Below are 23,345 nucleotides of genomic sequence, written 5' to 3' on the forward strand. Positions count from 1 at the left end.
GGCGGTCCCAGGCGACGATGGGGACGTGAGCGGTTCGACGGGTCCCCAGTCCAGTGCGTCCGAGCGGCTCTCCCAGGCGGGCCGCCGGCTCCTGACCCTCGGCGACCCCGCGCCACGCAGCCCGGGGAGCGCGATCGACGGCGCCCCGCGCTGGGCGGCCGGGCTCGCTGCCGGGCTGCAGGCGGCGATCTTGTCGCTCGCGGTCGTGGTCGCGCCGACCCTCGCGGCCTACGTCGCGACCTCGGCCGACCCGTCCAACGACGACATCGGCTGGTTGCGGTCCGTCGGCGTGGGTTCGGGGATCTGGCTGCTCGGGCACGGGGTCCCGCTGCGCGCCGGTGGCGTCGCGATCACGCTCATGCCGCTCGGGATCACGATGCTGGCCGTCTTCGCGTGCTTCGCCTCCGCCCGCCGGTCCGGGCGACCGGCCTGGTCGGGGTACGCGGCCGCGATCGGCGGGTACCTGCTGGTGGTCCTCGGCACGGCGCTGGCGATCTCCTTCGGCCCGCTCGGGATCGTGCGCGCGCTGGTCGGGGGCGCGTGCGTCAGCGCGCTCGGGCTCGGTGCGGGGCTGCTCTCGCACGCGGACGCGCCGCCGTTGCGGAACCTGACCCGGCCGCTGTGGATCCGGGTGTCGGGGGTCGTCCGGGCCGGTGCCACGGCCGGGTTGCTCGCCGCCGCGCTGCTGGTCGCGGTGGCCGTCCTGGTCACGGTGGGCTGGATCGTCGCGGGACGCGAGACGATCGTCGACGTCGGGAACAGCCTCGAGCTCGACCCGATCGGCAGCGCGGTGCTGGTGATCGCCCAGCTGGCCCTGGTGCCCAACCTCGTCGGGTGGGCGCTCGCCTACGTCGCCGGACCGGGGTACGCGGTCGGTGCCGGGTCGCACTTCGCCGCGAGCGGTGTGGTGTCCGCGCCGCTGCCTGCGCTGCCGCTGCTCGGCGCGCTGCCCACGGGCAGCCTGACCGCGCTGACGAGCTGGTTGCCGGTCGTGCTCGTCGTCGTCGGGGCGGTGGCTGGCTGGTGGCTGCACGGGCGCCTGCCGCGCGACCTGTGGTGGCACGGGTTGCTCGCGTGCGGCGCGCTCGCCCTGGCGGCGGGGATCGTCGTCGGTGCCGGGGTGTCGCTCGCGAGCGGATCGGCAGGGCCGGCGCGGATGTCCGAGGTCGGGGCCTCGGGGCTGATCGTGGGGCTGGTCGTCGCCGGCGGGGTGGGGCTCGGGAGTGCGCTCGTGGTGCTGCCGGCGAGCATCGAGTTCCGCGCCGCGGTCGCAGGGGCCTGGCGCAGGCTACGAGGCTGAGCCGCTCCGGCCGAGCTCGCGCAGCCGGTCCTCGAGCGTGCTCTGGAAGTCGACCTGGCACTTCTGGGTCGCGGCGATGGTCAGCGCGCCGTCGAGGCACTGCTGCCGCTCCAGCTGCACGGGCCACAGCGCGAGCAGGCTCGCGAGGGCCATCGACATCAGCGCGGTGAACGCGAGCCCGATCGCGAGCATCGGCACGACCACGCCGCGCAGGCCCGCGCGCCAGACCGAGATCAGCGCGCGCACGCCCACGACCAGGGCGGCCACGACGAACCCGAGCGAGGCCGCCTGCCAGGGGAGCGGCAGCGCGCTCGTGACCACGCCGGCGAGCAGGAGCAGCGCGAAGTGCAGGACGCGCCGGCTCGCCGCGCGCGCGGCCTCGGGGTCGGGTCGCGGCGCCGTCCGGCCGACCTCGTCGGGCTCGCCGGGTCGGGACGGACCGGGCGGGCCGGGGATCGGGTGCGGGAGCGGTGCGGGCGGGTGCGGTGCGGGCGCCGGCGGGCGCGGCGCATTGCCCGACGGCGGTGCGTACGGATTGCCCACGTGCCCTCCTCGATCCCACGGCAGCCGGTCGGCTGCGGAACTGGCTGTGCTGAACTCACTGCGCGGGACTCAGTGTACGGATCGGTACGTCGCGGATCAGGTCGAGACGGCTAAGGTCGTCGCCGTGACCGCAGCCCCCGGACAGCATCGACCCGCCACCACCACGGCGCATCGGGTCGTCGTGCTCGTCTCCGGCACGGGCAGCAATCTCGCCGCCCTTCTCGACGCGCACGACGACGTGGCCTACGGCGCGCGGGTCGTCGGAGTCGTGAGCGACCGGGCTGCCGCGGGTGCGCTCGACGTCGCCCGTTCGGCCGGCATCCCGACGGCCGTCGTCGCGCCGCGCGACTTCGACGACCGCGCCAACTGGGACCGCGGACTGGCTGAGACGGCCGCGATCTTCCGACCCGACCTGATCGTGAGCGCGGGGTTCATGCGGATCCTCGGAGCCGGGTTCCTGGCGCGCTTCCCCGCCCGTGTGCTCAACACCCACCCCGCGCTGCTGCCGGCGTTCCCCGGTGCGCACGGGGTGCGGGACGCGCTCGAGTACGGCGTCAAGGTCACCGGCTGCACGCTGCACGTGGTCGACGCCGGGGTCGACACCGGGCCGATCGTCGCCCAGGTCGCGATCGCCGTCGACGACCACGACGACGAGGCGAGCCTGCACGAGCGCATCAAGGTCGCCGAGCGCGCGCTGCTCGTCGAGTGGGTCGGCCGGATCGCGCGCGGGACCCTCACGGTCGACGGACGGCACGTCGTCGTCGCCTGATCCGTTACCCTTGCCACGGCCGTGACTGGCGTACCTGAGGTGGGTTCAACCACCGGGGAGCGGCCGTAGATCGATCAGCCGGTGCGTCGTTCGCCTGGGCGCCTGGGTCCATCCACTGTGCTTCGCGCACAGGCCGTGCCGACCCGGGAGTGCTCCGTGAACCTTGATCCGACCACTGATCCGACCAGCTCGCAGACCTGCCGCCCGCTGCGGCGCGCGCTCGTGAGCGTGTATGACAAGACCGGGCTCGTCGAGCTCGCCACCACGCTGCACGCCGCCGGCGTCGAGATCGTCTCGACCGGGTCGACCGCGGCCACCATCGCCGCCGCCGGGGTGCCCGTCACGCCGGTCGAGGAGCTCACGGGCTTCCCGGAGTGCCTCGACGGTCGCGTCAAGACGCTCCACCCGCGCGTGCACGCCGGGATCCTCGCCGACACGCGCCGCCCCGAGCACCTCGCCCAGCTCGCCGACCTCGGGATCGCCGCGTTCGACCTCGTCGTCGTCAACCTGTACCCGTTCGCCGCGACCGTCGCCTCGGGCGCGACGCCCGACGAGTGCGTCGAGCAGATCGACATCGGTGGACCGTCGATGGTGCGGGCCGCCGCGAAGAACCACCCCAGCGTCGCGGTCGTCGTCGACCCCGAGCAGTACGGCTCGATCCAGGCCGCGGGCTTCACGCTCGCCGAGCGGCGCGCGCTCGCTGCGGCGGCGTTCGTGCACACGGCCACCTACGACGTCGCGGTCGCCAGCTGGTTCGGCAGCGTGCTGGCCCCGGCCGCGTCGACGCAGGCCCCGGCGACCGAGGCCCCGGCCTCGCCGTTCCCCGCCTGGGTCGGCGGCACCTGGAACCGGAGCTCGGTGCTGCGCTACGGCGAGAACCCGCACCAGCAGGCCGCCTTGTACGTCCTGGGTGACGGGACGAGCGGGCTCGCGCAGGCGACCCAGCTGCACGGCAAGGAGATGAGCTACAACAACTACGTCGACGCCGACGCCGCCTGGCGGGCCGCGCACGACCACGAGGGTCCTGCCGTCGCGATCATCAAGCACGCCAACCCGTGCGGGATCGCGGTGGGCGCGGACATCGCGCAGGCGCACGCCAAGGCGCACGCGTGCGACCCGCTGTCCGCCTACGGCGGCGTGATCGCGACCAACCGCATCGTCACCGCGGCCATGGCGGCGCAGGTCGCGCCGGTGTTCACCGAGGTCGTCGTGGCGCCCGGCTTCGAGCCGGAGGCGCTCGCGATCCTCACCGCGAAGAAGAACCTCCGGCTGCTCCGCCTCGACTCCGCGCCGCGGCAGGCCGTCGAGCTCCGCCCGATCAGCGGCGGTGCGCTCATGCAGCAGGCGGACCGCATCGATGCCCCGGGCGACGACCCCACCTCGTGGCAGCTCGCCGCCGGCGCCCCGGCCGACGCCGCGACGCTCGCCGACCTGGCGTTCGCGTGGCGCGCGGTGCGCGCGGTGAAGTCGAACGCGATCCTGCTCGCCTCGGGCGGCGCGTCGGTCGGCGTCGGGATGGGGCAGGTCAACCGGGTGGACTCGTGCAAGCTGGCGGTCGAGCGTGCGGGAACCGGTCCCGAGGGTCGGGCGCGCGGCTCGGTCGCGGCCTCCGACGCGTTCTTCCCGTTCGCCGACGGCCTGCAGGTGCTGCTCGACGCCGGGGTACGGGCGGTCGTGCAGCCCGGGGGGTCCGTGCGTGACGCCGAGGTGATCGCGGCCGCCGAGGCGGCCGGGGCGACGCTCTACCTCACGGGGACTCGCCACTTCGCGCACTGACGGCCCAGCCGCGTTCTAGCGGACGGCGTCCCGCAGGGGCCGGCTCGGGTCGGCGGCGATGGCCGGGTCGAGCCGGGGGAGGGTCGCGGCGGCGAACAGGCGCCGCGCGGCGGCGACGTCGCGCGGCCGGTCGACCGCCAGCAGCCCGGTGAGCTCGCCGGCGGGGCTGAACCACAGGGCCGTCCAGCCGCCGTCGCCGCGAGGGTCGCCGCGAGGGTCGCCGCGCAAGCGCACCTCGTCGCGCGCGCGGTCGACGTGGTTGATGTGGTCGGCGACGGTCGGCAGGCCGAACATCGCCAGCTCGTGGCCGAGCTGGGTCGAGAAGACGTACGGCGCAAAGTCGTCGTCGGGCCGGGGATCGACGCCAGGCCCACCCAGCAGTGCGCGGACCGCGATGCCCGGGCTGCGCAGCGCGCCGTCCCAGTGGCCACCCGGGACCCAGCCGTGCCGGGCGGAGCGTCGTCGGGCGACGTCACCGACGGCGTGCACGCGAGCGTGCACCTGACCGTGTGCGCCGACCACGCGATACCCCGCGTCGACCACGAGCGAGCCGTCGGGCTCTCGGGGCAAGGAGCCGAGCCACGCGGTGGCGGGTCGCGCGCCGACCGCGGCGAGCACGACGTCGGCCGGGAGCTCGGAGCCGTCGGCGAGGCGCACCCCGTCCGCGCGGACCTCGGCCGCCGGGATCCCGGTCAGCAGCCGCACGCCGGCCGCCCGGTACCACGGCGTGGTGAGCGCGCCCACGACGGCCCCGAGCGCTGCGGCCAGGGGTGACGGCGCCGCCTCCACGACCGTGACCTCGATGCCCGTGGCTGCCACGACGCCGGCGACCTCCGCGCCGATCCAGCCGGCGCCGACGATCACGAGGCGGGCTCCGGGTCGGAGCCGGGCGCGCAGGGCGGCGGCGTCGTCGGCCGTCTGGAGCGTCACCGCACCGGACCAGAGGGCCGGTCGCAGCGCGCGCGAGCCGGTGGCGATCACGACGGCGTCCGCGTCGACCGTGTCCGCGTCGACCCTCTCCGCGTCGACCGTGTCGAGCGCGGTGGCCACCGTGACGCCGTCGGGCCGGACGGTCAGGTGCGTGGCCGCGGTGGCGAGCCGGACGTCGTCGGCCAGGGCGAGGACGTCGACGCCGAGCTCGTCGGTGAGCCACGCCGGCTCGGTGCGGTCGAGCAGGTGCTTGGAGAGCGGGGGGCGGTCGTACGGTGCCCGGCTTTCGCCGCCGATCAGGGTGATCCGACCGTCGAAGCCCTGGTCTCGAAGCGCGGCGACGGTCTGGGCGCCCGCGAGGCCGGCGCCGACGACGACGACCGACCGGACGGCGAGCTCTCGCTGTGAGGGGGTGGGCACGCGGCAACGGTAGTCTCCGGCCGGGAGGCCCAGACATGCCGCAGCACCAGGGAACGGACCGCGCTCACGACCCCGAGGGGCCGCTGGACGCGCGCGCGGCCGCCCGCGCCTCGCTCGCGGCGGGCCGCAGCCCGACGCTCTGGTGGACCACCGGGGGCATCGCCGTATCGGTCGCGCTCGTGCTCGTGCGGGGGGTGCCCGTCGGCGCGCTCGCGCTGGCCCTCATGCTCGCGGCGGCCGGCGTCGTGCGGGCGATCCTGCCGCCGCCCGGCGCGGCGGCCCTCACGGTGCGCTCGCGCACGCTCGACGTCACGATCCTGTTCGGCCTCGCGATCGGCATCGGGGTCCTGTCGCAGATCATCCCGACCCGCTGACCGCCCCCACCGAGGTGGGGGCGGCCGGTGACGTCAGCTGCTTGGTGAAATCAGTTGCCGGTGTTCTCGACGATGAGCTCGTCGCCGCCGGTCACCAGCAGGTCGTCGTCCTCCAGGAGGTTGTCCGCGACCGGCGAGGCAGCGAACGCCCGGTAGGCGAGAGCGGCCAGGGCGGCACCGACCAGCGGTGCGACCCAGAAGAGCCACAGCTGCGAGAGCGCCGAGGTGTCCGAGAACAGCGCGGCGGCCGTGGAGCGGGCCGGGTTGAGCCCGCCGTTGGTGATCGGCGAGGCGACCAGGATCAGGACCGCGTACGTGAGCCCGAACGCGAACGGCGCGAGGCTGAACTTCGCGCGCCGGTTCGTCGCGCCGAGCACGACGCCGACGAGCAGGGCGGTCCCGAGGATCTCGATCAGCAGCGCCGGCACGAGGTCGAACGACGCGGAGCCCGACGACAGCGTCGCGAGCGGGGAGTGCGCGCCGAAGCCGTTCGCGGTCGCACCGAAGAACGAGCGCGTGGTGGCGTCCGCACCCTGGCTGACCAGGGTCGGGAGCGTCGACGGGATCGTCAGGAACAGGGCGCCCGCGGCAAGGGCGGCGCCGATGACCTGCGCGAGCCAGTACGGAAGCACCTCGCTCCACGGCGACCGGCCGGCGATGGCCGCGCCGATCGTGACGGCGGGGTTGAAGTGACCGCCGGAGATGTGCCCGAAGGCGATCGTCCCGCCGATCAGCGCCAGGCCGAAGCCGAGCGAGGTGCCGAGCGCGGCGGCCCCCGTGAGCGGCGTGTAGAGCGCGATCCCGAGACCGATGAGCACGATCATGAACGAGCCGACGGCCTCGGCGCCCAGGCGTGCAAGCAGGATCGGCCGGACGGGCTCGACGATGAGGTCGTCCACGAGGAGGTCATCACCGGCGTCCTGCCCCAGCACCGATTCAGGCAGCACCGATTCGGGCGTGGGAGGAGTTGCGTTGACGGGCGTGCTGGGTTCGGGCGTGTCCTTCGACATGTGCTTCCTGTCTTCGGTGAGCGTGGCGCGCGGAGCGTGGGCCGGGCATGCCGACCCCTGTGAGCATGTCAAACGCGCCTGGGCGTCGGCTGTGCGCCACCCAGCATGGCACTTGCGGCGCAGACCCGACCAGGTCTGGGGGCGAAACCACAGGCCGAGATCTCTCGATGTCGAGTAATCTGGCCGGACGTAGGAACCGAGCACAGGAGAGCCCCGCATGGCCAAGATCAAGGTAGTCGGACCCGTCGTCGAGCTCGATGGCGACGAGATGACACGGATCATCTGGCACTTCATCAGGGACCGCCTCATCCACCCCTACCTCGACATCGACCTGCGCTACTTCGACCTGTCGATCGAGAACCGCGACGCGACCGACGACCAGGTCACGATCGACGCCGCCCTGGCGATCAAGGAGCACGGCGTCGGCGTGAAGTGCGCCACGATCACCCCCGACGAGGCACGCGTCGAGGAGTTCGGCCTGAAGAAGATGTGGCTCTCGCCCAACGGGACGGTCCGCAACATCCTCGGCGGCGTCGTCTTCCGCGAGCCGATCATCATCTCGAACATCCCTCGGCTCGTGCCCGGCTGGAACAAGCCGATCGTCATCGGCCGGCACGCGTTCGGCGACCAGTACCGCGCGACGAACTTCAAGGTTCCCGGCGCCGGGACGCTCACCATGACGTTCACCCCCGCGGACGGCTCGGAGCCGATCCATCAGCAGGTCGTCACCTACCCCGAGGGCGGCGGCGTCGCGATGGGGATGTACAACTTCAACGACTCGATCCGCGACTTCGCACGCGCCTCGCTCGCCTACGGGCTGCAGCGCGGCTACCCGGTCTACCTGTCGACCAAGAACACGATCCTCAAGGCCTACGACGGCGCCTTCAAGGACATCTTCCAGGAGGTGTTCGACACCGAGTACAAGGAGCAGTTCGACGCCGCCGGCCTCACCTACGAGCACCGCCTGATCGACGACATGGTCGCGGCCGCGATGAAGTGGGAGGGCGGCTACGTCTGGGCCTGCAAGAACTACGACGGCGACGTCCAGTCCGACACGGTCGCGCAGGGCTTCGGTTCGCTCGGCCTGATGACGTCCGTCCTGCTGACCCCCGACGGGAAGACCGCTCTGGCCGAGGCCGCGCACGGCACGGTCACCCGGCACTACCGCCAGCACCAGGCGGGGCGTCCGACGTCGACCAACCCGATCGCCTCGATCTTCGCCTGGACCGGCGGCCTCAAGCACCGCGGCAAGCTCGACGGCACGCCCGAGGTGATCGCGTTCGCCGAGACCCTCGAGGACGTCATCATCAAGACCGTCGAGGCCGGGTCGATGACCAAGGACCTCGCGCTCCTCGTCGGTCCGGACCAGCCGTTCCAGACCACCGAAGCCTTCCTCGCCTCGCTCGACGAGAACCTCAGCAAGCGCCTCTCCTAGCATCCCGTCCTAGCCAGCCTCGGGCAGTCCCTCGAACAGTTCAAAGGAGTTCTGCGATGGCAAGCAACACCCCGGTCAACGTCACCATCACCGGTGCCGCCGGCCAGATCGGTTACGCCCTGCTCTTCCGCATCGCGTCGGGCCAGCTGCTCGGCCCGAACACTCCCGTCCGGCTCCGGCTGCTCGAGATCCCGCAGGGGGTCCGCGCCGCCGAGGGCATCGCGATGGAGCTCGACGACTGCGCGTTCCCGCTCCTGGCGGGCATCGACATCTTCGACGAGCCGAAGGGCGGCTTCGAGGGTGCCAACGTGGCGCTGCTCGTCGGCGCTCGCCCGCGCTCGGCAGGCATGGAGCGCGGCGACCTGCTCCAGGCCAACGGCGGGATCTTCGGGCCGCAGGGTGCCGCGATCAACGGCGGCGCCGCGGACGACATCCGCGTGCTCGTCGTCGGCAACCCGGCCAACACCAACGCCCTGATCGCGGCCTCGCACGCTCCGGACGTCCCGGCGGGACGGTTCACCGCGATGACCCGGCTCGACCACAACCGCGCGCTGGGCCAGCTCGCCACCAAGGCCGGGGTCGCGCTCACCGAGATCGAGAAGCTCACGATCTGGGGCAACCACTCGGCCACCCAGTACCCGGACATCTTCCACGCGGAGATCTCGGGTCGGCCGGCGGCGGAGGTCATCAACGACCAGGCCTGGCTCGAGGACACCTTCATCCCCACGGTCGCCAAGCGCGGCGCGGCGATCATCGAGGCGCGCGGTGCGTCGTCGGCGGCCTCCGCGGCCAACGCGGCGATCAGCCACGTGTACGACTGGGTCAACGGGACCCCGGCGGGCGGCTGGACCTCGGCCGCCGTCGTCTCGGACGGGTCCTACGGCGTTCCGGCCGGCCTGATCTCGTCGTTCCCGGTGATCTCGAAGAACGGCGAGTGGGAGATCGTCCAGGGGCTCGAGATCGACGACTTCTCGCGCGGCCGGATCCACCTCTCGGTCGCCGAGCTCATCGACGAGCGCGACGCGGTCCGAGCCCTCGGCCTGATCTGACCTCAGCATCACCCCAGCATCACCCCAGCATCACCCCCACCGTCCGAGCCGTGACGTCCGAAAGGACGTTGCGGCTCGGACGTTGTGCTGGGTGGGGCGGAGGATGGGGGGTCGGTGGGTTCGGGGTGGTAATAGGGAGGGGAGTCGCGTGCGGATTGCGATCAGGGTCAAGCCCGGGTCCTCGCGGGCCAAGGTCGGCGGGATGTACGGAGACCGGCTCGTGGTCGCGGTGAATGCCCGGGCCGTCGACGGCGGCGCGACCGAGGAGGCGCTCGCCGCGCTCGCGGACGCCCTGGGGGCCCGACGACGCCACGTGTGGCTCGTGTCCGGCGCTACGAGCCGCGACAAGCTCGTCGAGGTCGACCTCGAGCCGGACGAGATCTCGGCGCGCCTGGCGGAGCTTCGCGGCGCCTAGTCCCGCGGCGTTTCATCCCCCTTGGGGATGCTTTGGGCACATGAGGAAAAGTGCCGGGTGAAGTACGGGGTGAGAAACGCTTGCTGTAAGTTGCAGCGCAGCGTTACTCTCCGTTACAAGCCCATAGCCCGCACACAGGTGTGCCGGCGCCCAAGGAGTCAAGGATGACCACCGTCACCGCTCGCCTGCGACCCCTGGTTGCGCTCGCCGCAGCCACGGCGGTCGCTCTCACCGGCGCCGCCTTCGCACCTCCCGGCGTCACCGGGACCGCCGCAGCCGCCGCCCGAACATTCGCCCTCGTCGGTTCGCTGCAGTCCGAGCTCGGCTGCACGGCCGACTGGCAGCCCGAGTGCGCCGCCTCCGAGCTGCTGCCCTCGGGGGTCGACGGCGTCTACGCCGCCGAGTTCTCCGTCCCGGCGGGCACGTACGAGTACAAGGTCGCCGTGAACGACACCTGGGACGAGGCGTACGGCATCGACGGCGGCGCCGACAACGCCCCCCTCGTGCTCGCGGGCACCACCACGCTGCGGTTCGCGTTCGACGACACCGCGCACCGGATCGCCATCACGCCCGTCGACCTCCCGACGACCTACACCGCGGCCGACGACGCACTCGTCGCGCCGCCCGTGCGCCAGCCCGGCTCGGCGGAGCAGTTCTACTTCGTCATGACCGACCGGTTCGCCAACGGCGACACCACGAACGACACGGGCGGGCTCACCGGTGACGCGCTCACGACGGGCTTCGACCCGACGAACAAGGGCTTCTACAACGGTGGCGACCTCACCGGCCTGAAGAACAACCTCGACTACATCGAGGGACTGGGCACCACCGCGATCTGGCTCACGCCGTCGTTCAAGAACAAGGCGGTCCAGGGCACGGGGGCGAACGCCTCGGCCGGGTACCACGGGTACTGGATCACCGACTTCACCCAGATCGACCCGCACCTGGGCACGAACGCCGAGCTCGAGGCCCTGATCGCCGACGCGCACACGCGTGGCATCAAGGTCTACTTCGACATCATCACGAACCACACCGCCGACGTCATCGACTACACACAGGGCAAGTACGACTACCTCGACCAGGCGACCGCGCCCTACAAGGACGCCACCGGCAACACCTTCGACCCGTCCGCCGTCGCGGGCACGCCCGCGTTCCCGGCCATGGACGCCGCGACGTCGTTCCCGTACACGCCGACTATTCGCTCCGCCGACACGGACCTCAAGGTGCCGGCCTGGCTCAACGACCCGACGCTCTACCACAACCGCGGCAACTCGACCTGGGCGGGGGAGTCGGTCACCTACGGCGACTTCGACGGCCTGGACGACCTCATGACCGAGAACCCGACGGTCGTCAATGGCTTCGTCGACGTCTACGACCAGTGGGTCGACCTCGGCATCGACGGCTTCCGGATCGACACCGTCAAGCACGTCAACCTGGAGTTCTGGCAGACCTGGACCACGAAGGTCCTCGACTACGCGCACGCCGCCGGCAAGCCGGACTTCTTCATGTTCGGCGAGGTCTACGACGCCGACGCCGCCAAGACGAGCCCGTACGTCCGCAAGACCGACATGAGCTCGGTGCTCGACTTCGCGTTCCAGGCGGGGGCGACCGGGTTCGCCCAGGGCTTCTCCGGCGACGGGCTGTCGAAGCTGTTCGCGAGCGACGACTACTACACGACCCCCGACTCGAGCGCCACGGCTCTGCCGACCTTCCTCGGCAACCACGACATGGGCCGCGTCGGCTACTTCGTCAAGGGTGGGAGCAACCCGCTCGCCCGGTCGGAGCTCGCGCACTCCCTCATGTACTTCACACGCGGCCAGCCGGTCGTCTACTACGGCGACGAGCAGGGCTTCGTCGGCGACGGCACCCTCGGCGGCAAGGACAAGGACTCGCGGCAGTCGATGTTCGCGAGCCAGATCCCCGAGTACTCGGGCCAGAAGCTGCTCACCGGTGAGGTGGCCGGCTCGGTCGACCGTTTCGACACCGCGGCGCCGCTCTACCAGCACATCTCGGCGCTGTCCGCGCTCCGCGAGACCACGCCCGCGCTCTCCCGCGGCGCCCAGATCGAGCGGTTCTCGGACGCCACGGCGTACGCGTTCTCGCGCGTCGAGGCCACCGAGAAGATCGAGCACCTCGTCGCGCTGAACAACTCCGACGCCGCGCGCACGATCACCCTGACGACCCTGACCCCCGGCGCGAACTTCAGCGTGCTCTACGGGGACACCACGCCGACGACGTCCGACGCCGCCGGACAGCTCACCGTGACGGTCCCGGCCCTGGCAGCCGTCGTGCTCGTCGCTGACAAGATGGTCGCGGCGCCCGCCGTGGCCTCGACCATGACCGTCGCCGCCCCGACCGCGGGGGCCGCCGTCGGCGGGCTCGTCCCGGTCACGGCCGCAGTGGACAAGAACGTCTGGCAGCAGACGAGCTTCTCCTACCGCGTCGCTGGTGACACCGCGTGGACAGCGCTCGGCACCGCCGAGTCCGATGTCCCGCGCGTCTTCCACGACGTCAGCTCTCTCGCCAAGGGCACGCTCGTCGAGTACCGCGCCGTGTCCGTCGACGCTGCGGGCGCCAAGGCGGCCGCGTCCACGTTCGCGAGCGTCGGCGTCGCCGTCGACGGCGCGCTCCCGCCGGCACCGCCGGTCGAGACCGGCCCGAAGACCGTCACGGTCGCCGGGGACCACAACTCGGAGATGGGGTGCGCGAGCGACTGGATGCCGCTGTGCACGCAGGCCCAGCTCACGAAGCGCGCCGACGGCATGTTCGCCGGCACGTACACGCTCCCGGCCGGGACCTACCAGTACAAGGTCGCGATCGACGGCGCGTGGGACATCAACTACGGCGTCGGCGGGGTGGCCGGTGGCGACAACGCCACCTACACCCACGCCGGCGGCGAGATCACGTTCTACTACGACCCGATCACGCACTACTTCACCTCCAGCGCACAGGGTCCGATCCTCACCCTGCCGGGCTCCGAGCAGAGCGAGGTCGGCTGCGCCGCCGACTGGATGCCCGACTGCCTCGCGGCCTGGCTGCAGGACCTCGACGGCGACGGCGTGTTCACCTACACGACCGACAAGATCCCCAGCGGCACCTACGAGACGAAGGTCGCGCACAACCTCGGCTGGACCGAGAACTACGGCGCCGACGGCGTGCTGAACGGCGGCAACATCGCGTTCAGCGCCTCGACCGGCAAGCCGACCACCTTCAGCTACACGCTCGCCACGCACCTGCTGACCATCGAGGCCACCGACCCGCCGCTGCCTGGCACCGGCGAGCAGCGGGCTCAGTGGATCGACGCGAGCACCATCGCGTGGCCCTCCGCGTGGGTGCCGACCGGCACCGACCCGGCGACGCTCGCGTGGAAGCTCCACGCGACGCCGGACGCCGCGCTCACGGTGACCGACGGCGTCGTCGTCGGTGCGAGCGCGCTCGACCTGGCGTTCGACGCGACCGGACTCACGGCCGCCCAGGTGGCGCGCTTCCCGGCGCTGACGGGCTCCATCGCCCTGAAGCTCCCCGCCGGGACCGATCGGAGCGCCGTCGAGGCGCTCCTGACCGGCGAGCTGCTCGTCGCGCAGTACGGCGCCGACGCCTCTGCGCAGGCGATCACCGGGGTTCAGATCCCGGGCGTCGTCGACGACCTGTTCGCCGCGGACGCGGCCGACACGAAGCTCGGAGCGACCTGGAAGAAGGGCAAGCCGTCGCTCGCCCTGTGGGCACCGACGGCGCAGAAGGTCGACCTCCTGCTCTGGGCGGGCGATGTGGCCACGACAGCAGAGCCGCAGCGGGTCGCCATGACCCGCCAGGCGGACGGTTCCTGGACGGCCAAGGGCGCGAAGTCCTGGGTCGGCGCCGCCTACCGCTACGAGGTGACGGTGTACGCGCCGACCACCGACAAGGTCGAGGTCAACCAGGTCACCGACCCGTACTCGGTCGCGCTGACGACCAACTCGACGCACTCCGTGCTCGTGGACCTCGCGGACAAGGCCTACCGGCCCAAGACGTGGGAGAAGGCCAAGCAGCCCGTCGTCAAGCCGGTCGACCAGACCATCTACGAGCTGCACGTGCGTGACTTCTCCATCAACGACGCGACCGTCCCCGCGCCGCTGCGTGGCACGTACGGCGCGTTCGCGACGAACGGTTCCGGGCGCCTGCACCTGCGTGAGCTCGCCAAGGCGGGTCTGACCACGGTGCACCTGCTCCCGACGTTCGACATCGCCACCATCGAGGAGGACCGCGCGGCCCAGGCCGTGCCCGCGGGCGACCTGGCGTCGTTCGCACCGGATTCCGACCAGCAGCAGGCGGCGGTCGGCGCGGTCGCCGGCACCGACGGCTTCAACTGGGGCTACGACCCGCTGCACTTCTCCACCCCGGAGGGGTCCTACGCGGTCAACCCGAACGGCGGCGCCCGCGTGGCGGAGTTCCGCACGATGGTCGGCGCGCTGCACTCCGACGGCCTGCAGGTCGTGCTCGACCAGGTGTTCAACCACACCACAGCCAGCGGTCAGGACCCGAAGTCGGTGCTCGACCGCGTGGTGCCCGGGTACTACCAGCGCCTCAACGCGGCGGGCGCGGTCGAGACCTCGACGTGCTGCCAGAACGTGGCGACCGAGCACCAGATGGCCGAGAAGCTCATGGTCGACTCCGTCGTGCTGTGGGCCCGCGACTACAAGGTCGACGGGTTCCGGTTCGACCTCATGGGGCACCACTCGACCGACACGATGATGGCCGTGCGCTCGGCGCTCGACGCGCTGACCGTGCGTCACGACGGCGTCGACGGCAAGGCCGTCTACCTGTACGGCGAGGGTTGGGACTTCGGTGAGGTCGCCGCGAACCGGCTCTTCCAGCAGGCCAAGCAGGGTCAGCTCGGCGGCACCGGCATCGGGACCTTCAGCGACCGGCTGCGCGACGGCGTCCGGGGCGGCGGGCCCTTCGACGAGGACCCCCGCATCCAGGGCTTCGGCAGCGGTGGTTACACCGATCCGAACGGCGTGGTGGCCAACGGCACCGAGGCGGAGCAGCTCGCGCGGGTCCAGCACGACGGCGACCTCGTGCGCCTCGGGCTGGCCGGCAACCTGCGCGGCTTCGAGTTCCTGGCCAGCGACGGCACGGTCCGCACGGGCGCGCAGGTCGACTACAACGGGGTGGCGGCGGGGTATGCCGACTCCCCGGAGGAGGTCATCTCCTACGTCGACGCGCACGACAACGAGACGCTGTTCGACTCGCTGATGTACAAGCTGCCGGTGAACACGTCGATGGACGACCGGGTGCGCATGAACACCCTGTCGCTGGCGACCACCGCGCTGGCCCAGACGCCGTCGTTCTGGCACGCGGGCTCGGACCTGCTGCGGAGCAAGTCGCTCGACCGCAACAGCTACGACTCCGGCGACTGGTTCAACTCGCTGGACTTCACGGGTCAGGACAACGGCTTCGGCCGTGGCCTGCCGCCGACGGCGGACAACAAGGCCAAGTGGCCGATCCAGGGTCCGCTGCTGGCCGACCCGGCCCTCAAGCCGGCCCCGGCCGACATCGCGACGGCCGCGGCGCAGGCCGAGGACCTGCTGCGCCTGCGGTTCTCGACCCCGCTGTTCCGTCTCGGCAGCGCCGCGCTGATCGAGCAGAAGGTGACGTTCCCGGACAGCGGTCCGGACGCCGCCCCCGGCGTGATCGTCATGCGCGTCGACGACACGGTCGGCAAGGACGTCGACAAGTCGCTGGCCGGGATGCTCGTCGTGTTCAACGCGAGCGACGAGCCGGTCACCCAGCAGGTCGACGCCCTCGCAGGGCACGACCTGAGGCTCTCGCCGGTGCAGGCGCGCGGCGCAGACGCCGTCGTGCACGCCACGGCCTGGACCAAGGCGACCGGCGAGGTCACGGTGCCGCCGAGAACGGTCGCCGTCCTGACCGAGGCGCAGCCGATGCACCACCACGGTCACTGGTGGGACTGGCGCTGAGCACGGGCGGCTCGGTCAGCCCTTGACCGAGCCGCTCATCAGGCCGCCGATGAAGTAGCGGCCCAGCAGGATGTAGACGAGGAGGGTCGGGGCCGACGCCAGGAGGGCCCCGGCCATCGACACCCCGTAGTTCTGCAGCAGCGCCCCGTTGGCCAGGTTGTTCAGCGCGAGGGTCACGGGGCCGTTCTGGCTCGAGGAGAAGAACACGGCGAACAGGAAGTCGTTCCACGCCGAGGTGAACTGCCAGATCAGCACGACGACGAAGCTCGGTACCGAGATGGGCAGGACCACGGAGAAGTAGGTGCGGAGCATGCCCGCGCCGTCGACCCGGGCCGCCTCGATGAGCTCGTTCGGGACCGACATGTAGTAGTTGCGGAAGATCAGCGTGGTGATCGGGATGCCGTAGATCACGTGCAGCACGATCAGCGACGGGATGCCGCTCGGCAGCCCCGACCCGAGCACGAGCTGCAGGAGCGGGATCATCACGGCCTGGTACGGGATGAACATCCCGAACAGGATGAGCGTGAACACGAGGTCCGCCCCCGGGAACCGCCACCGGGAGAGCACGAAGCCGTTCATCGAGCCGAGGAACGACGAGATGAGCGCCGCCGGGACCACCATCTGCAGCGTGCGGAAGATCGCGGGGGACAGGGCCGTCCAGGCAGCCTGCCAGTTCTCGGTGGTCCAGCTCTGCGGCAGCGACCAGGCGCGGGCGGGCGAGGCGTCCCCGACCCCCTTGAAGCTCGTGACCACCAGGACGTACACCGGGATCAGCACGATGAGCAGGAAGAACAGCATCGCGAGGAACTTGAGCGTGCGGGCCACGCTGAAGCGGTTGCGGGACCGGGGACGGTGGTCCGCGGCGGCGTGCCCGAGCGGGGCGGCGAGGCCGTCGGTCGTGAGCGCGGTCATGATTTCTCCGCCCGGGCCGTGTGCACCAGGTAGGGCACGATGAGGATCGCCACGATGACCAGCAGGATCACGCCGACGGCGGCGGCGTCGGCGTAGTTGAACGCGGACTTGAAGACGTACATGTCGACCGCCGGCACCTTGGTCTGGTAGTTCGCGGGCTTCGAGATCGACATGATCAGGTCGAACGCCTTGAGCGACATGTGTCCGATGATCACGATCGCCGAGAGCGCGACGGGCGACAGCTGCGGGAAGAGCACGTACCGGTAGAGCTTCCACTCGCTCGCGCCGTCGATCCGGCCCGCCTCACGCAGCTCCTCGGGGATGCCCCGGAACCCGGCCAGGAACAGCGCCATCACGTACCCGGACAGCTGCCAGATCGCCGGGATCGCGATCGCGGCGATCCCGTAGTTGACGTTGTTCCACCAGTTGTTCTGCAGGAACGGCACGCCGAGGATCTGGAACAGGCGGTTGAGCCCACTGGCGTTCGCACCCTGGTTGGAGTTGAGCAACCAGCGCCACACGACCCCCGACGCGATGAACGACACGGCCATCGGGAAGAGGTAGACCGACCGGAAGATGCCCTCGCCGCGGCTGGGCCGGTCGAGGAGCCACGCCCACAGGAACCCCATCACCATCGTGCCGACGAGGAAGACCACGGTGTAGATCAGCAGGTTGCGCAGCGAGTGCTGGAAGGCGGGTGAGGCGAGCAGGGAACGGTAGTTCTCGAGCCCCACGAACTCGTGCGGCAGCCGCCCCGTCGCCTGGGCGGCCTTGTGGATGTCGGTCATCGACGTGTTGATGTTGATCGCGATCAACCCGTAGACGAACACGCCGATGATGATGAGGGACGGCGAGATGAGGAGCAGCGGTGGCCCCCACCTGCGGATCTGGCGCGGCACGGTGGTCCTCCGATCGGTACGAACTCGTGGCGCTGGGCGGACCGGGGTTGCCCGGCCCGCCCAGCGATCAGATCGAACCGTGCGCGCGCTAGGAGGCTGCCGCCGCGGCCAGCTCGGACTGGTACGTCGCGAGGTCGGACGCACCGGTGGTGAACTTGCTCGTCGCGTCGGAGATCGCGGTGAGGACCGTGATCGACGCCGCGGCGCCGTGGGCGAGCGAGGGCACGATCGTGTCCTGCGCGTACGCCTTGATGGCCGACTGCTGGTACTCGCTGAAGTCGGCGGGGTTCGCGTCGGTGCGGGCCGGGATGGAGCCCTTGGCCTTGTTGAACGCCGTCTGGCCCTCGAGCGAGCCGACCGTGTCGAGCCACGCCTTGGCGCCGTCCGGGTTCGGGGCGCCGACGGGAAGGGTGAACGAGTCGGCCAGGAAGCCGAACAGGTCGGCCGATCCGGGAACCGGGAAGTAGATGTAGTCCGTGCCCGCGACCTTGCTCTGCTCCTCGAACGCAGCCACGGCCCAGTCACCCATCACGTTGTAGGCGGCGCCGCCGTCGATCACGAGCTGGGTCGCCTCGGGCCAGTCGAGCCCGTCACGGTCGGTGTTGGTGTAGCTCATGAGCTTCTGGAAGTCCGTCAGAGCCTTGGTGACCTCGGCGCTCTTCCAGTCGGTGGTGCCGTCCCACAGCCCGATGTAGGCGTCCGGCCCGAGGTCGGACATGAGGACGGTCTCGAGCAGGTTGACCTGGGTCCAGGTCGTCGCGACCGAGAGCGCCGTCTTGCCCGTGGCCTTGATGGCGTCGAGTGCCGGGAACCACGCGTCGATGCTGTCGTAGGTCGCGGCCGGGTCGATGCCCGCGGCCGTGAGCACGGCCGGGTTCGCCCACACCATGTTGGAGCGGTGGATGTTGGACGGGATCGAGTAGATCTTGCCGTCGACCGTGAGCAGGTCCATCAGCGTCGGCGGGAAGACGTCGGTGAGGTTGTAGTCGGTGTACAGCTGGCTGACGTCCTCGAGCTGGCCGGCGTCGATGTAGTCCGTGAGCTCCTTGCCCGCGTGGGCCTGGAAGGTGTCCGGCGGGTCGTTGGCCTGGAGCCGGGACTGCAGGAGGTCCTTCGCCGCCGACCCGGCACCACCGGCGACCGCGCCGTTGACGAAGGTGTACTCCGGGTGCTGGGTCTCGAAGACGCCCACGAGGGCGTCGAGGCCGAGCTTCTCTGAGCCGGCCGCCCACCAGGTGAAGACCTCGACATCGCCGCCGCTCCCGGCGGAGCCCGAGCCGGAGCTCGTGCTGGTCGATTCATCGCCGCTGCTGCTGCACGCGGCCAGGCCTAGGGTGACCGCGGCAAGCGCGGCAACTGCTGCCATGCGTCGCATCGATACTCCTCAAGACGTCACTGTCTGAAGGTGTCGACGGCGCCGACACCCGTCGGTGCCGGAACCCTGCGCCCTGATGCGTGCTCAGGGCTCCGCTGCTCCATCCTCAGCACACAACGCCCGAATCGGCCATCGGGAGGGCGTCGGCGAGTCCAAAACGTGACCTTGCTGGTCAGGTGCTGCTGGTCGGGTCCTGCGGGTCAGGTCAGCGGAAGACGATCGTGCGGCGACCGTCGAGGAGCACCCGGTGCTCGGCGTGCCAGCGCACGGCCCGGGCCAGGGCCCGACGTTCGACGTCCTGGCCCAGCCGCATCAGGTCCTCGACGTGCCGCGTGTGGTCGACCCGCTCGACGTCCTGCTCGATGATCGGACCCTCGTCGAGCTCGGCCGTGACGTAGTGCGCGGTCGCGCCGATGAGCTTGACCCCGCGCTGGTGGGCCTGGGCGTAGGGCCGCGCGCCCTTGAAGCTGGGCAGGAACGAGTGGTGGATGTTGATCGCGCGCCCCGATAGCTCGCGGCACAGGTGGTCGGACAGGATCTGCATGTACCGACCGAGCACGACGAGCTCGACGTCGAGCTCGGCCACGAGGTCGAGCAGCTGCGCCTCGGCCTCGGCCCGGGTCGCGGGGGTGACGGGCACGTGGTGGAACGGGATGCCGTAGAACTCGGCCAGCTCGGCGAGCACGGTGTGGTTGGACACGACGGCGACGATCTCGATCGGCAGGCCCTCGGACCGCTGGCGGAACGCCAGGTCGTTGAGGCAGTGCGCGGCGGTCGAGCCCATCACCAGGGTGCGGATCGGGCGGCCGACGATGTCCAGCTTCCAGGTCATCTCGAACCGCTTGGCGAGCGCCAGCAGCGCCTGCGTGAGCTCGGCCCGGGTCGCGGCCGCCTCGACCTGGACGCGCATGAAGAACTGCCCGGACAGCGGATCGCCGAACTGCTGCGACTCGGTGATGTTGCCGTCGCGCTCGGCCAGCAGGCCAGCGACAGCGTGCACGATTCCCGGCCGATCGGGGCACGAGAGAATGAGGACCCAGTGGGTCAAATCGGACGATCTGGTGCTGTCGGCGTGGACAACAGGTTCCGAGGCGTGGGACACAAGAGTTCAGGGTAGTCGGGCCCGCCTGGGCTGAGGGACGATGGGCACATGAGCGCACCCGACGTCACCATCCAGGTCGTCACCGATGAGGAGGCCGGAGAGCTGTTGACGCTGCGCCGCGCCGCCTTCGTGAGTGAGGCGCAGATCTACGGCGACCCCAACATCCCGCCGCTCACGCAGACCCTGCACGAGCTCCGCGAGGACCTCGCGGCCGACGGCGTGATCACGCTGGGCGCCCGGGCCGGGCACCGCCTGGTCGGTTCGATCCGGGTCGTGATCGAGGAGAAGAAGGCGACGCTCGGTCGCCTCGCGGTCGCCCCCGACCTCCAGGGCAAGGGGATCGGCACGCAGCTGCTGCTCGCGATCCTGCCGCACCTGCCCGAGAACACCGAGGAGGTCTGGGTCTTCACCGGCCAGGACTCGGTGCAGAACCTCGCGATGTACGCCAAGCAGGGCTACGAGCACCAGTACGACCGCACCGCGGGCGACCTCACGTACGCCTACCTGCGCCGCATCCTGGGTGACGACGACGAGGCCGACGACGAGGCCGACGACGAGGCCGACGACGAGGCCGACGACGCCGCGCAGCCCGGCGCGACGACGCCGTCGGGCACGATCTGACAACCCGCGGAAGGTGTCGACGCGCCGGCGCGGACGATTGCTAGTCTGTGCGGTGTCGCAACTGGCGAGGGTGGGTCACCACCGGGGAGCGACGTAAGCAGCAGACTTCGGGTCGTACGCCTGGGCCTCGGGTCACCACACAGCCGTGTGCGTGCCCGGACCGAACCCGGGATCCCCACGACACTGCTCCAGGCGCGAGGACATCCATGAGCTCCGAGACCGAGAACGCCCTGAACCAGTCGTTGGCCGAGCTGGACCCCGAGATCGCCGCGGTGCTCGACAACGAGCTCACCCGCCAGCGCGACACGCTCGAGATGATCGCGAGCGAGAACTTCGTGCCGCGCGCCGTGCTGCAGGCCCAGGGCTCGGTGCTCACGAACAAGTACGCCGAGGGCTACCCCGGCAAGCGCTACTACGGCGGCTGCGAGTACGTCGACGTCGCGGAGACCCTCGCGATCGACCGCGCCAAGTCGCTGTTCGGTGCCGAGCACGCCAACGTCCAGCCGCACTCGGGAGCCACGGCGAACGCCGCCGTCCTGCACGCCCTGATCAACGCGGGCGACAAGATCCTCGGCCTGGAGCTCGCGCACGGCGGGCACCTGACGCACGGCATGAAGATCAACTTCTCCGGCAAGCTGTACAACGTCTCGGCCTACGGCGTCGACCCCGACACGTTCCTGGTGGACATGGACGTGGTCCGCGCGAAGGCGCTCGAGGCGCGTCCCGACGTGATCATCGCCGGCTGGTCGGCCTACCCCCGGCACCTCGACTTCGCGGCCTTCCGCTCGATCGCGGACGAGGTCGGCGCCAAGCTCTGGGTCGACATGGCGCACTTCGCCGGGCTCGTCGCGGCGGACCTGCACCCGAGCCCCGTCCCGTACTCCGACGTCGTGTCCTCGACCGTGCACAAGACCATCGGCGGACCCCGCTCGGGCTTCATCCTGTCCAAGGCCGAGTACGCCAAGAAGATCGACTCCGCGGTGTTCCCCGGCCAGCAGGGTGGCCCGCTCATGCACGTCATCGCGGCCAAGGCCGTGGCGTTCAAGATCGCGGCAGGCGCCGAGTTCAAGGCCCGCCAGCAGCGCACGATCGACGGCGCTCGGATCATCGCCGACCGGCTGTCCGCGCCCGACGTCGCCGCGGCGGGCGTCTCGGTGCTGACCGGCGGCACCGACGTCCACCTCGTGCTCGTCGACCTGCGGCACTCGGACCTCGACGGCCAGCAGGCCGAGGACCTCCTGCACTCGGCCGGCATCACGGTCAACCGCAACGCGGTCCCGTTCGACCCGCGCCCCCGAGAGTCACGTCCGGGCTGCGGATCGGCACGCCCGCGCTCGCCACCCGCGGGTTTGCCGACGCCGAGTTCGCCGAGGTCGGCGACATCATCGCCGCAGCGCTCGTGGCGGGCCAGGGTGCCGACATCGACGCGCTGCACGCGCGGGTCGCCAAGCTCACCGGTGCCTTCCCGCTGTACCCGGGCCTGGAGCAGTGACCGGCTCAGGCTCCAACCGGGCACAGGTGCTCGACGGCACCGCGACCGCGAAGACCATCAAGGCCGAGCTCGCCGAGCGGGTCGGCGCGCTCGCCGCGCGCGGCGTCGTGCCCGGTCTGGGGACCGTGCTCGTCGGCGAGGACCCCGGCAGCCAGGCCTACGTGCGCGGCAAGCACCGGGACTGCGCGGAGGTCGGGATCGCCTCGATCCGGGTCGACCTGCCCGCGACCGCGAGCCAGGACGAGATCGAGGCCGCGGTTGCGCGGCTGAACGCCGATCCGGCCTGCACGGGCTTCATCGTCCAGCTGCCGCTGCCGAAGGGCATCGACACCAACCGGGTGCTCGAGCTCGTCGACCCGGCCAAGGACGCCGACGGCCTGCACCCGACCAACCTCGGCCGGCTCGTGCTGCGGGTCAACGGGCCGATCGACTCGCCGCTGCCGTGCACGCCGCGGGGCATCCTCGAGCTCCTCGTGCGGCACGGCATCGCCCTCGCGGGGCTGGACGTCGTCGTCGTCGGTCGGGGGACGACCGTGGGGCGCACGATCGGCCTGCTGCTCACCCGGCGCGAGTTCAACGCCACCGTGACGCTGACCCACACCGGCACGCTGGACCTCGCCGAGCACACGCGGAACGCGGACGTGATCGTCGCGGCCGCCGGGGTGCCCGGGATCATCACGGCGGACCTCGTGAAGCCGGGAGCGATCGTGCTCGACGTCGGCGTCACCCGCCTCGTGGACGCCGACACGGGCAAGGTGCACCTCGCGGGCGACGTCGACGACGGCGTCGCGGAGGTGGCCGGCTGGCTCTCGCCCAACCCGGGCGGCGTCGGGCCGATGACCCGCGCGATGCTGCTCGCCAACGTCGTCGAGGCCGCGGAACGAGCCCTCACACCGCCCGTCTGACCACAGATCCCACCGCGCTCGACGATCCCCGGCCGGAAGGCGGAGCGCGGGGTGCGGT

General features: G+C 71.2%; 17 protein-coding genes, 1 pseudogene and 2 riboswitches. Of the genes and pseudogenes, 11 read left to right on the plus strand and 7 right to left on the minus strand.

The annotated features are described in order from the left end of the window. The first annotated feature begins 25 nt into the window (after positions 1–25). Positions 26–1,300 carry a DUF6350 family protein gene (locus VTA80_RS12880; RefSeq protein ID WP_407341495.1) on the plus strand — a complete coding sequence of 425 codons (1,275 nt, stop codon included), beginning with the start codon at positions 26–28 and terminating at the stop codon, positions 1,298–1,300. Here the strand turns inward: VTA80_RS12880 and VTA80_RS12885 are convergent. Then, positions 1,289–1,843 (minus strand): hypothetical protein, encoded by a 555-nt coding sequence (locus VTA80_RS12885; RefSeq protein WP_407341496.1) that lies wholly within the window; start codon positions 1,841–1,843, stop codon positions 1,289–1,291. The genes VTA80_RS12880 and VTA80_RS12885 overlap by 12 nt on opposite strands. Before the next feature lie 124 nt (positions 1,844–1,967). Here VTA80_RS12885 and purN point away from each other — a divergent pair, with 124 nt between their 5' ends. Continuing rightward, entirely contained in the window at positions 1,968–2,612 is a 645-nt protein-coding gene (gene purN / locus VTA80_RS12890; protein ID WP_407341497.1) for a phosphoribosylglycinamide formyltransferase, read from the plus strand. Between the two features lie 11 nt (positions 2,613–2,623). Further along, positions 2,624–2,719, plus strand: a riboswitch (ZMP/ZTP riboswitch). A 49-nt stretch (positions 2,720–2,768) separates the two neighbouring features. Next, a complete protein-coding gene (gene purH, locus VTA80_RS12895) occupies positions 2,769–4,388 on the plus strand; it encodes a bifunctional phosphoribosylaminoimidazolecarboxamide formyltransferase/IMP cyclohydrolase (protein ID WP_407341498.1) in 1,620 nt (539 codons plus the stop codon). A 15-nt stretch (positions 4,389–4,403) separates the two neighbouring features. Here the strand turns inward: purH and VTA80_RS12900 are convergent, their stop codons facing one another. Beyond that, entirely contained in the window at positions 4,404–5,738 is a 1,335-nt protein-coding gene (locus VTA80_RS12900; protein WP_407341499.1) for an NAD(P)/FAD-dependent oxidoreductase, read from the minus strand. A 35-nt stretch (positions 5,739–5,773) separates the two neighbouring features. Between VTA80_RS12900 and VTA80_RS12905 the strand changes: the two genes are divergently transcribed. After that, a complete protein-coding gene (locus VTA80_RS12905) occupies positions 5,774–6,112 on the plus strand; it encodes a DUF3017 domain-containing protein (protein ID WP_407341500.1) in 339 nt (112 codons plus the stop codon). A gap of 50 nt (positions 6,113–6,162) precedes the next feature. Here VTA80_RS12905 and VTA80_RS12910 read toward each other — a convergent pair whose 3' ends face one another. Continuing rightward, positions 6,163–7,059 (minus strand): aquaporin, encoded by an 897-nt coding sequence (locus VTA80_RS12910; protein WP_407341501.1) that lies wholly within the window; start codon positions 7,057–7,059, stop codon positions 6,163–6,165. A 280-nt stretch (positions 7,060–7,339) separates the two neighbouring features. Between VTA80_RS12910 and VTA80_RS12915 the strand changes: the two genes are divergently transcribed. From VTA80_RS12915 to pulA, 4 genes are all read left to right on the plus strand, one after another. Beyond that, positions 7,340–8,557 carry an NADP-dependent isocitrate dehydrogenase gene (locus VTA80_RS12915; RefSeq protein ID WP_407341502.1) on the plus strand — a complete coding sequence of 406 codons (1,218 nt, stop codon included), beginning with the start codon at positions 7,340–7,342 and terminating at the stop codon, positions 8,555–8,557. A gap of 56 nt (positions 8,558–8,613) precedes the next feature. Continuing rightward, positions 8,614–9,606: a malate dehydrogenase gene (locus tag VTA80_RS12920; RefSeq protein WP_407341503.1), complete on the plus strand. Its 993-nt coding sequence runs from the start codon at positions 8,614–8,616 to the stop codon at positions 9,604–9,606. Positions 9,607–9,754: 148 nt separating this feature from the next. After that, positions 9,755–10,021, plus strand: coding sequence for a DUF167 domain-containing protein (locus VTA80_RS12925; protein WP_407341504.1), 267 nt, complete (start codon positions 9,755–9,757; stop codon positions 10,019–10,021). Between the two features lie 164 nt (positions 10,022–10,185). Further along, on the plus strand, positions 10,186–15,981 hold the full coding sequence (pulA, locus tag VTA80_RS12930; RefSeq protein ID WP_407341505.1) for a pullulanase-type alpha-1,6-glucosidase: 5,796 nt from the start codon (positions 10,186–10,188) through the stop codon (positions 15,979–15,981). A gap of 15 nt (positions 15,982–15,996) precedes the next feature. Here pulA and VTA80_RS12935 read toward each other — a convergent pair whose 3' ends face one another. The 4 genes from VTA80_RS12935 to purU form a co-directional block, all read right to left on the minus strand. After that, the gene (locus VTA80_RS12935; protein WP_407345769.1) at positions 15,997–16,779 is read right to left on the minus strand and encodes a carbohydrate ABC transporter permease; all 783 of its coding nucleotides are present in this window, start codon (positions 16,777–16,779) and stop codon (positions 15,997–15,999) included. A gap of 110 nt (positions 16,780–16,889) precedes the next feature. Further along, complete coding sequence (locus VTA80_RS12940; protein ID WP_407341506.1) at positions 16,890–17,792, minus strand: carbohydrate ABC transporter permease; 903 nt, start codon at positions 17,790–17,792, stop codon at positions 16,890–16,892. Between the two features lie 88 nt (positions 17,793–17,880). After that, on the minus strand, positions 17,881–19,167 hold the full coding sequence (locus VTA80_RS12945) for an ABC transporter substrate-binding protein (protein ID WP_407341507.1): 1,287 nt from the start codon (positions 19,165–19,167) through the stop codon (positions 17,881–17,883). Between the two features lie 205 nt (positions 19,168–19,372). Beyond that, positions 19,373–20,269: a formyltetrahydrofolate deformylase gene (gene purU, locus VTA80_RS12950; RefSeq protein WP_407341508.1), complete on the minus strand. Its 897-nt coding sequence runs from the start codon at positions 20,267–20,269 to the stop codon at positions 19,373–19,375. Positions 20,270–20,317: 48 nt separating this feature from the next. On the opposite strand from purU, the gene VTA80_RS12955 reads away from it, so the two are divergent. The 3 genes and pseudogenes from VTA80_RS12955 (at position 20,318) to VTA80_RS12965 (ending at position 23,287) form a co-directional block, all read left to right on the plus strand. After that, positions 20,318–20,890 carry a GNAT family N-acetyltransferase gene (locus VTA80_RS12955; RefSeq protein WP_407341509.1) on the plus strand — a complete coding sequence of 191 codons (573 nt, stop codon included), beginning with the start codon at positions 20,318–20,320 and terminating at the stop codon, positions 20,888–20,890. Between the two features lie 47 nt (positions 20,891–20,937). Then, positions 20,938–21,023, plus strand: a riboswitch (ZMP/ZTP riboswitch). Positions 21,024–21,096: 73 nt separating this feature from the next. Then, positions 21,097–22,382, plus strand: a pseudogene (gene glyA, locus VTA80_RS12960) (serine hydroxymethyltransferase). Next, positions 22,379–23,287, plus strand: a complete 909-nt coding sequence (locus tag VTA80_RS12965; protein WP_407341510.1) for a bifunctional methylenetetrahydrofolate dehydrogenase/methenyltetrahydrofolate cyclohydrolase — start codon at positions 22,379–22,381, stop codon at positions 23,285–23,287. Before glyA ends, VTA80_RS12965 begins: the two are co-directional and overlap by 4 nt. Positions 23,288–23,345 lie beyond the last annotated feature (58 nt).

It is taken from the genome of Pengzhenrongella phosphoraccumulans (assembly GCF_045689905.1).
GTDB lineage: Bacteria > Actinomycetota > Actinomycetes > Actinomycetales > Cellulomonadaceae > Pengzhenrongella > Pengzhenrongella phosphoraccumulans.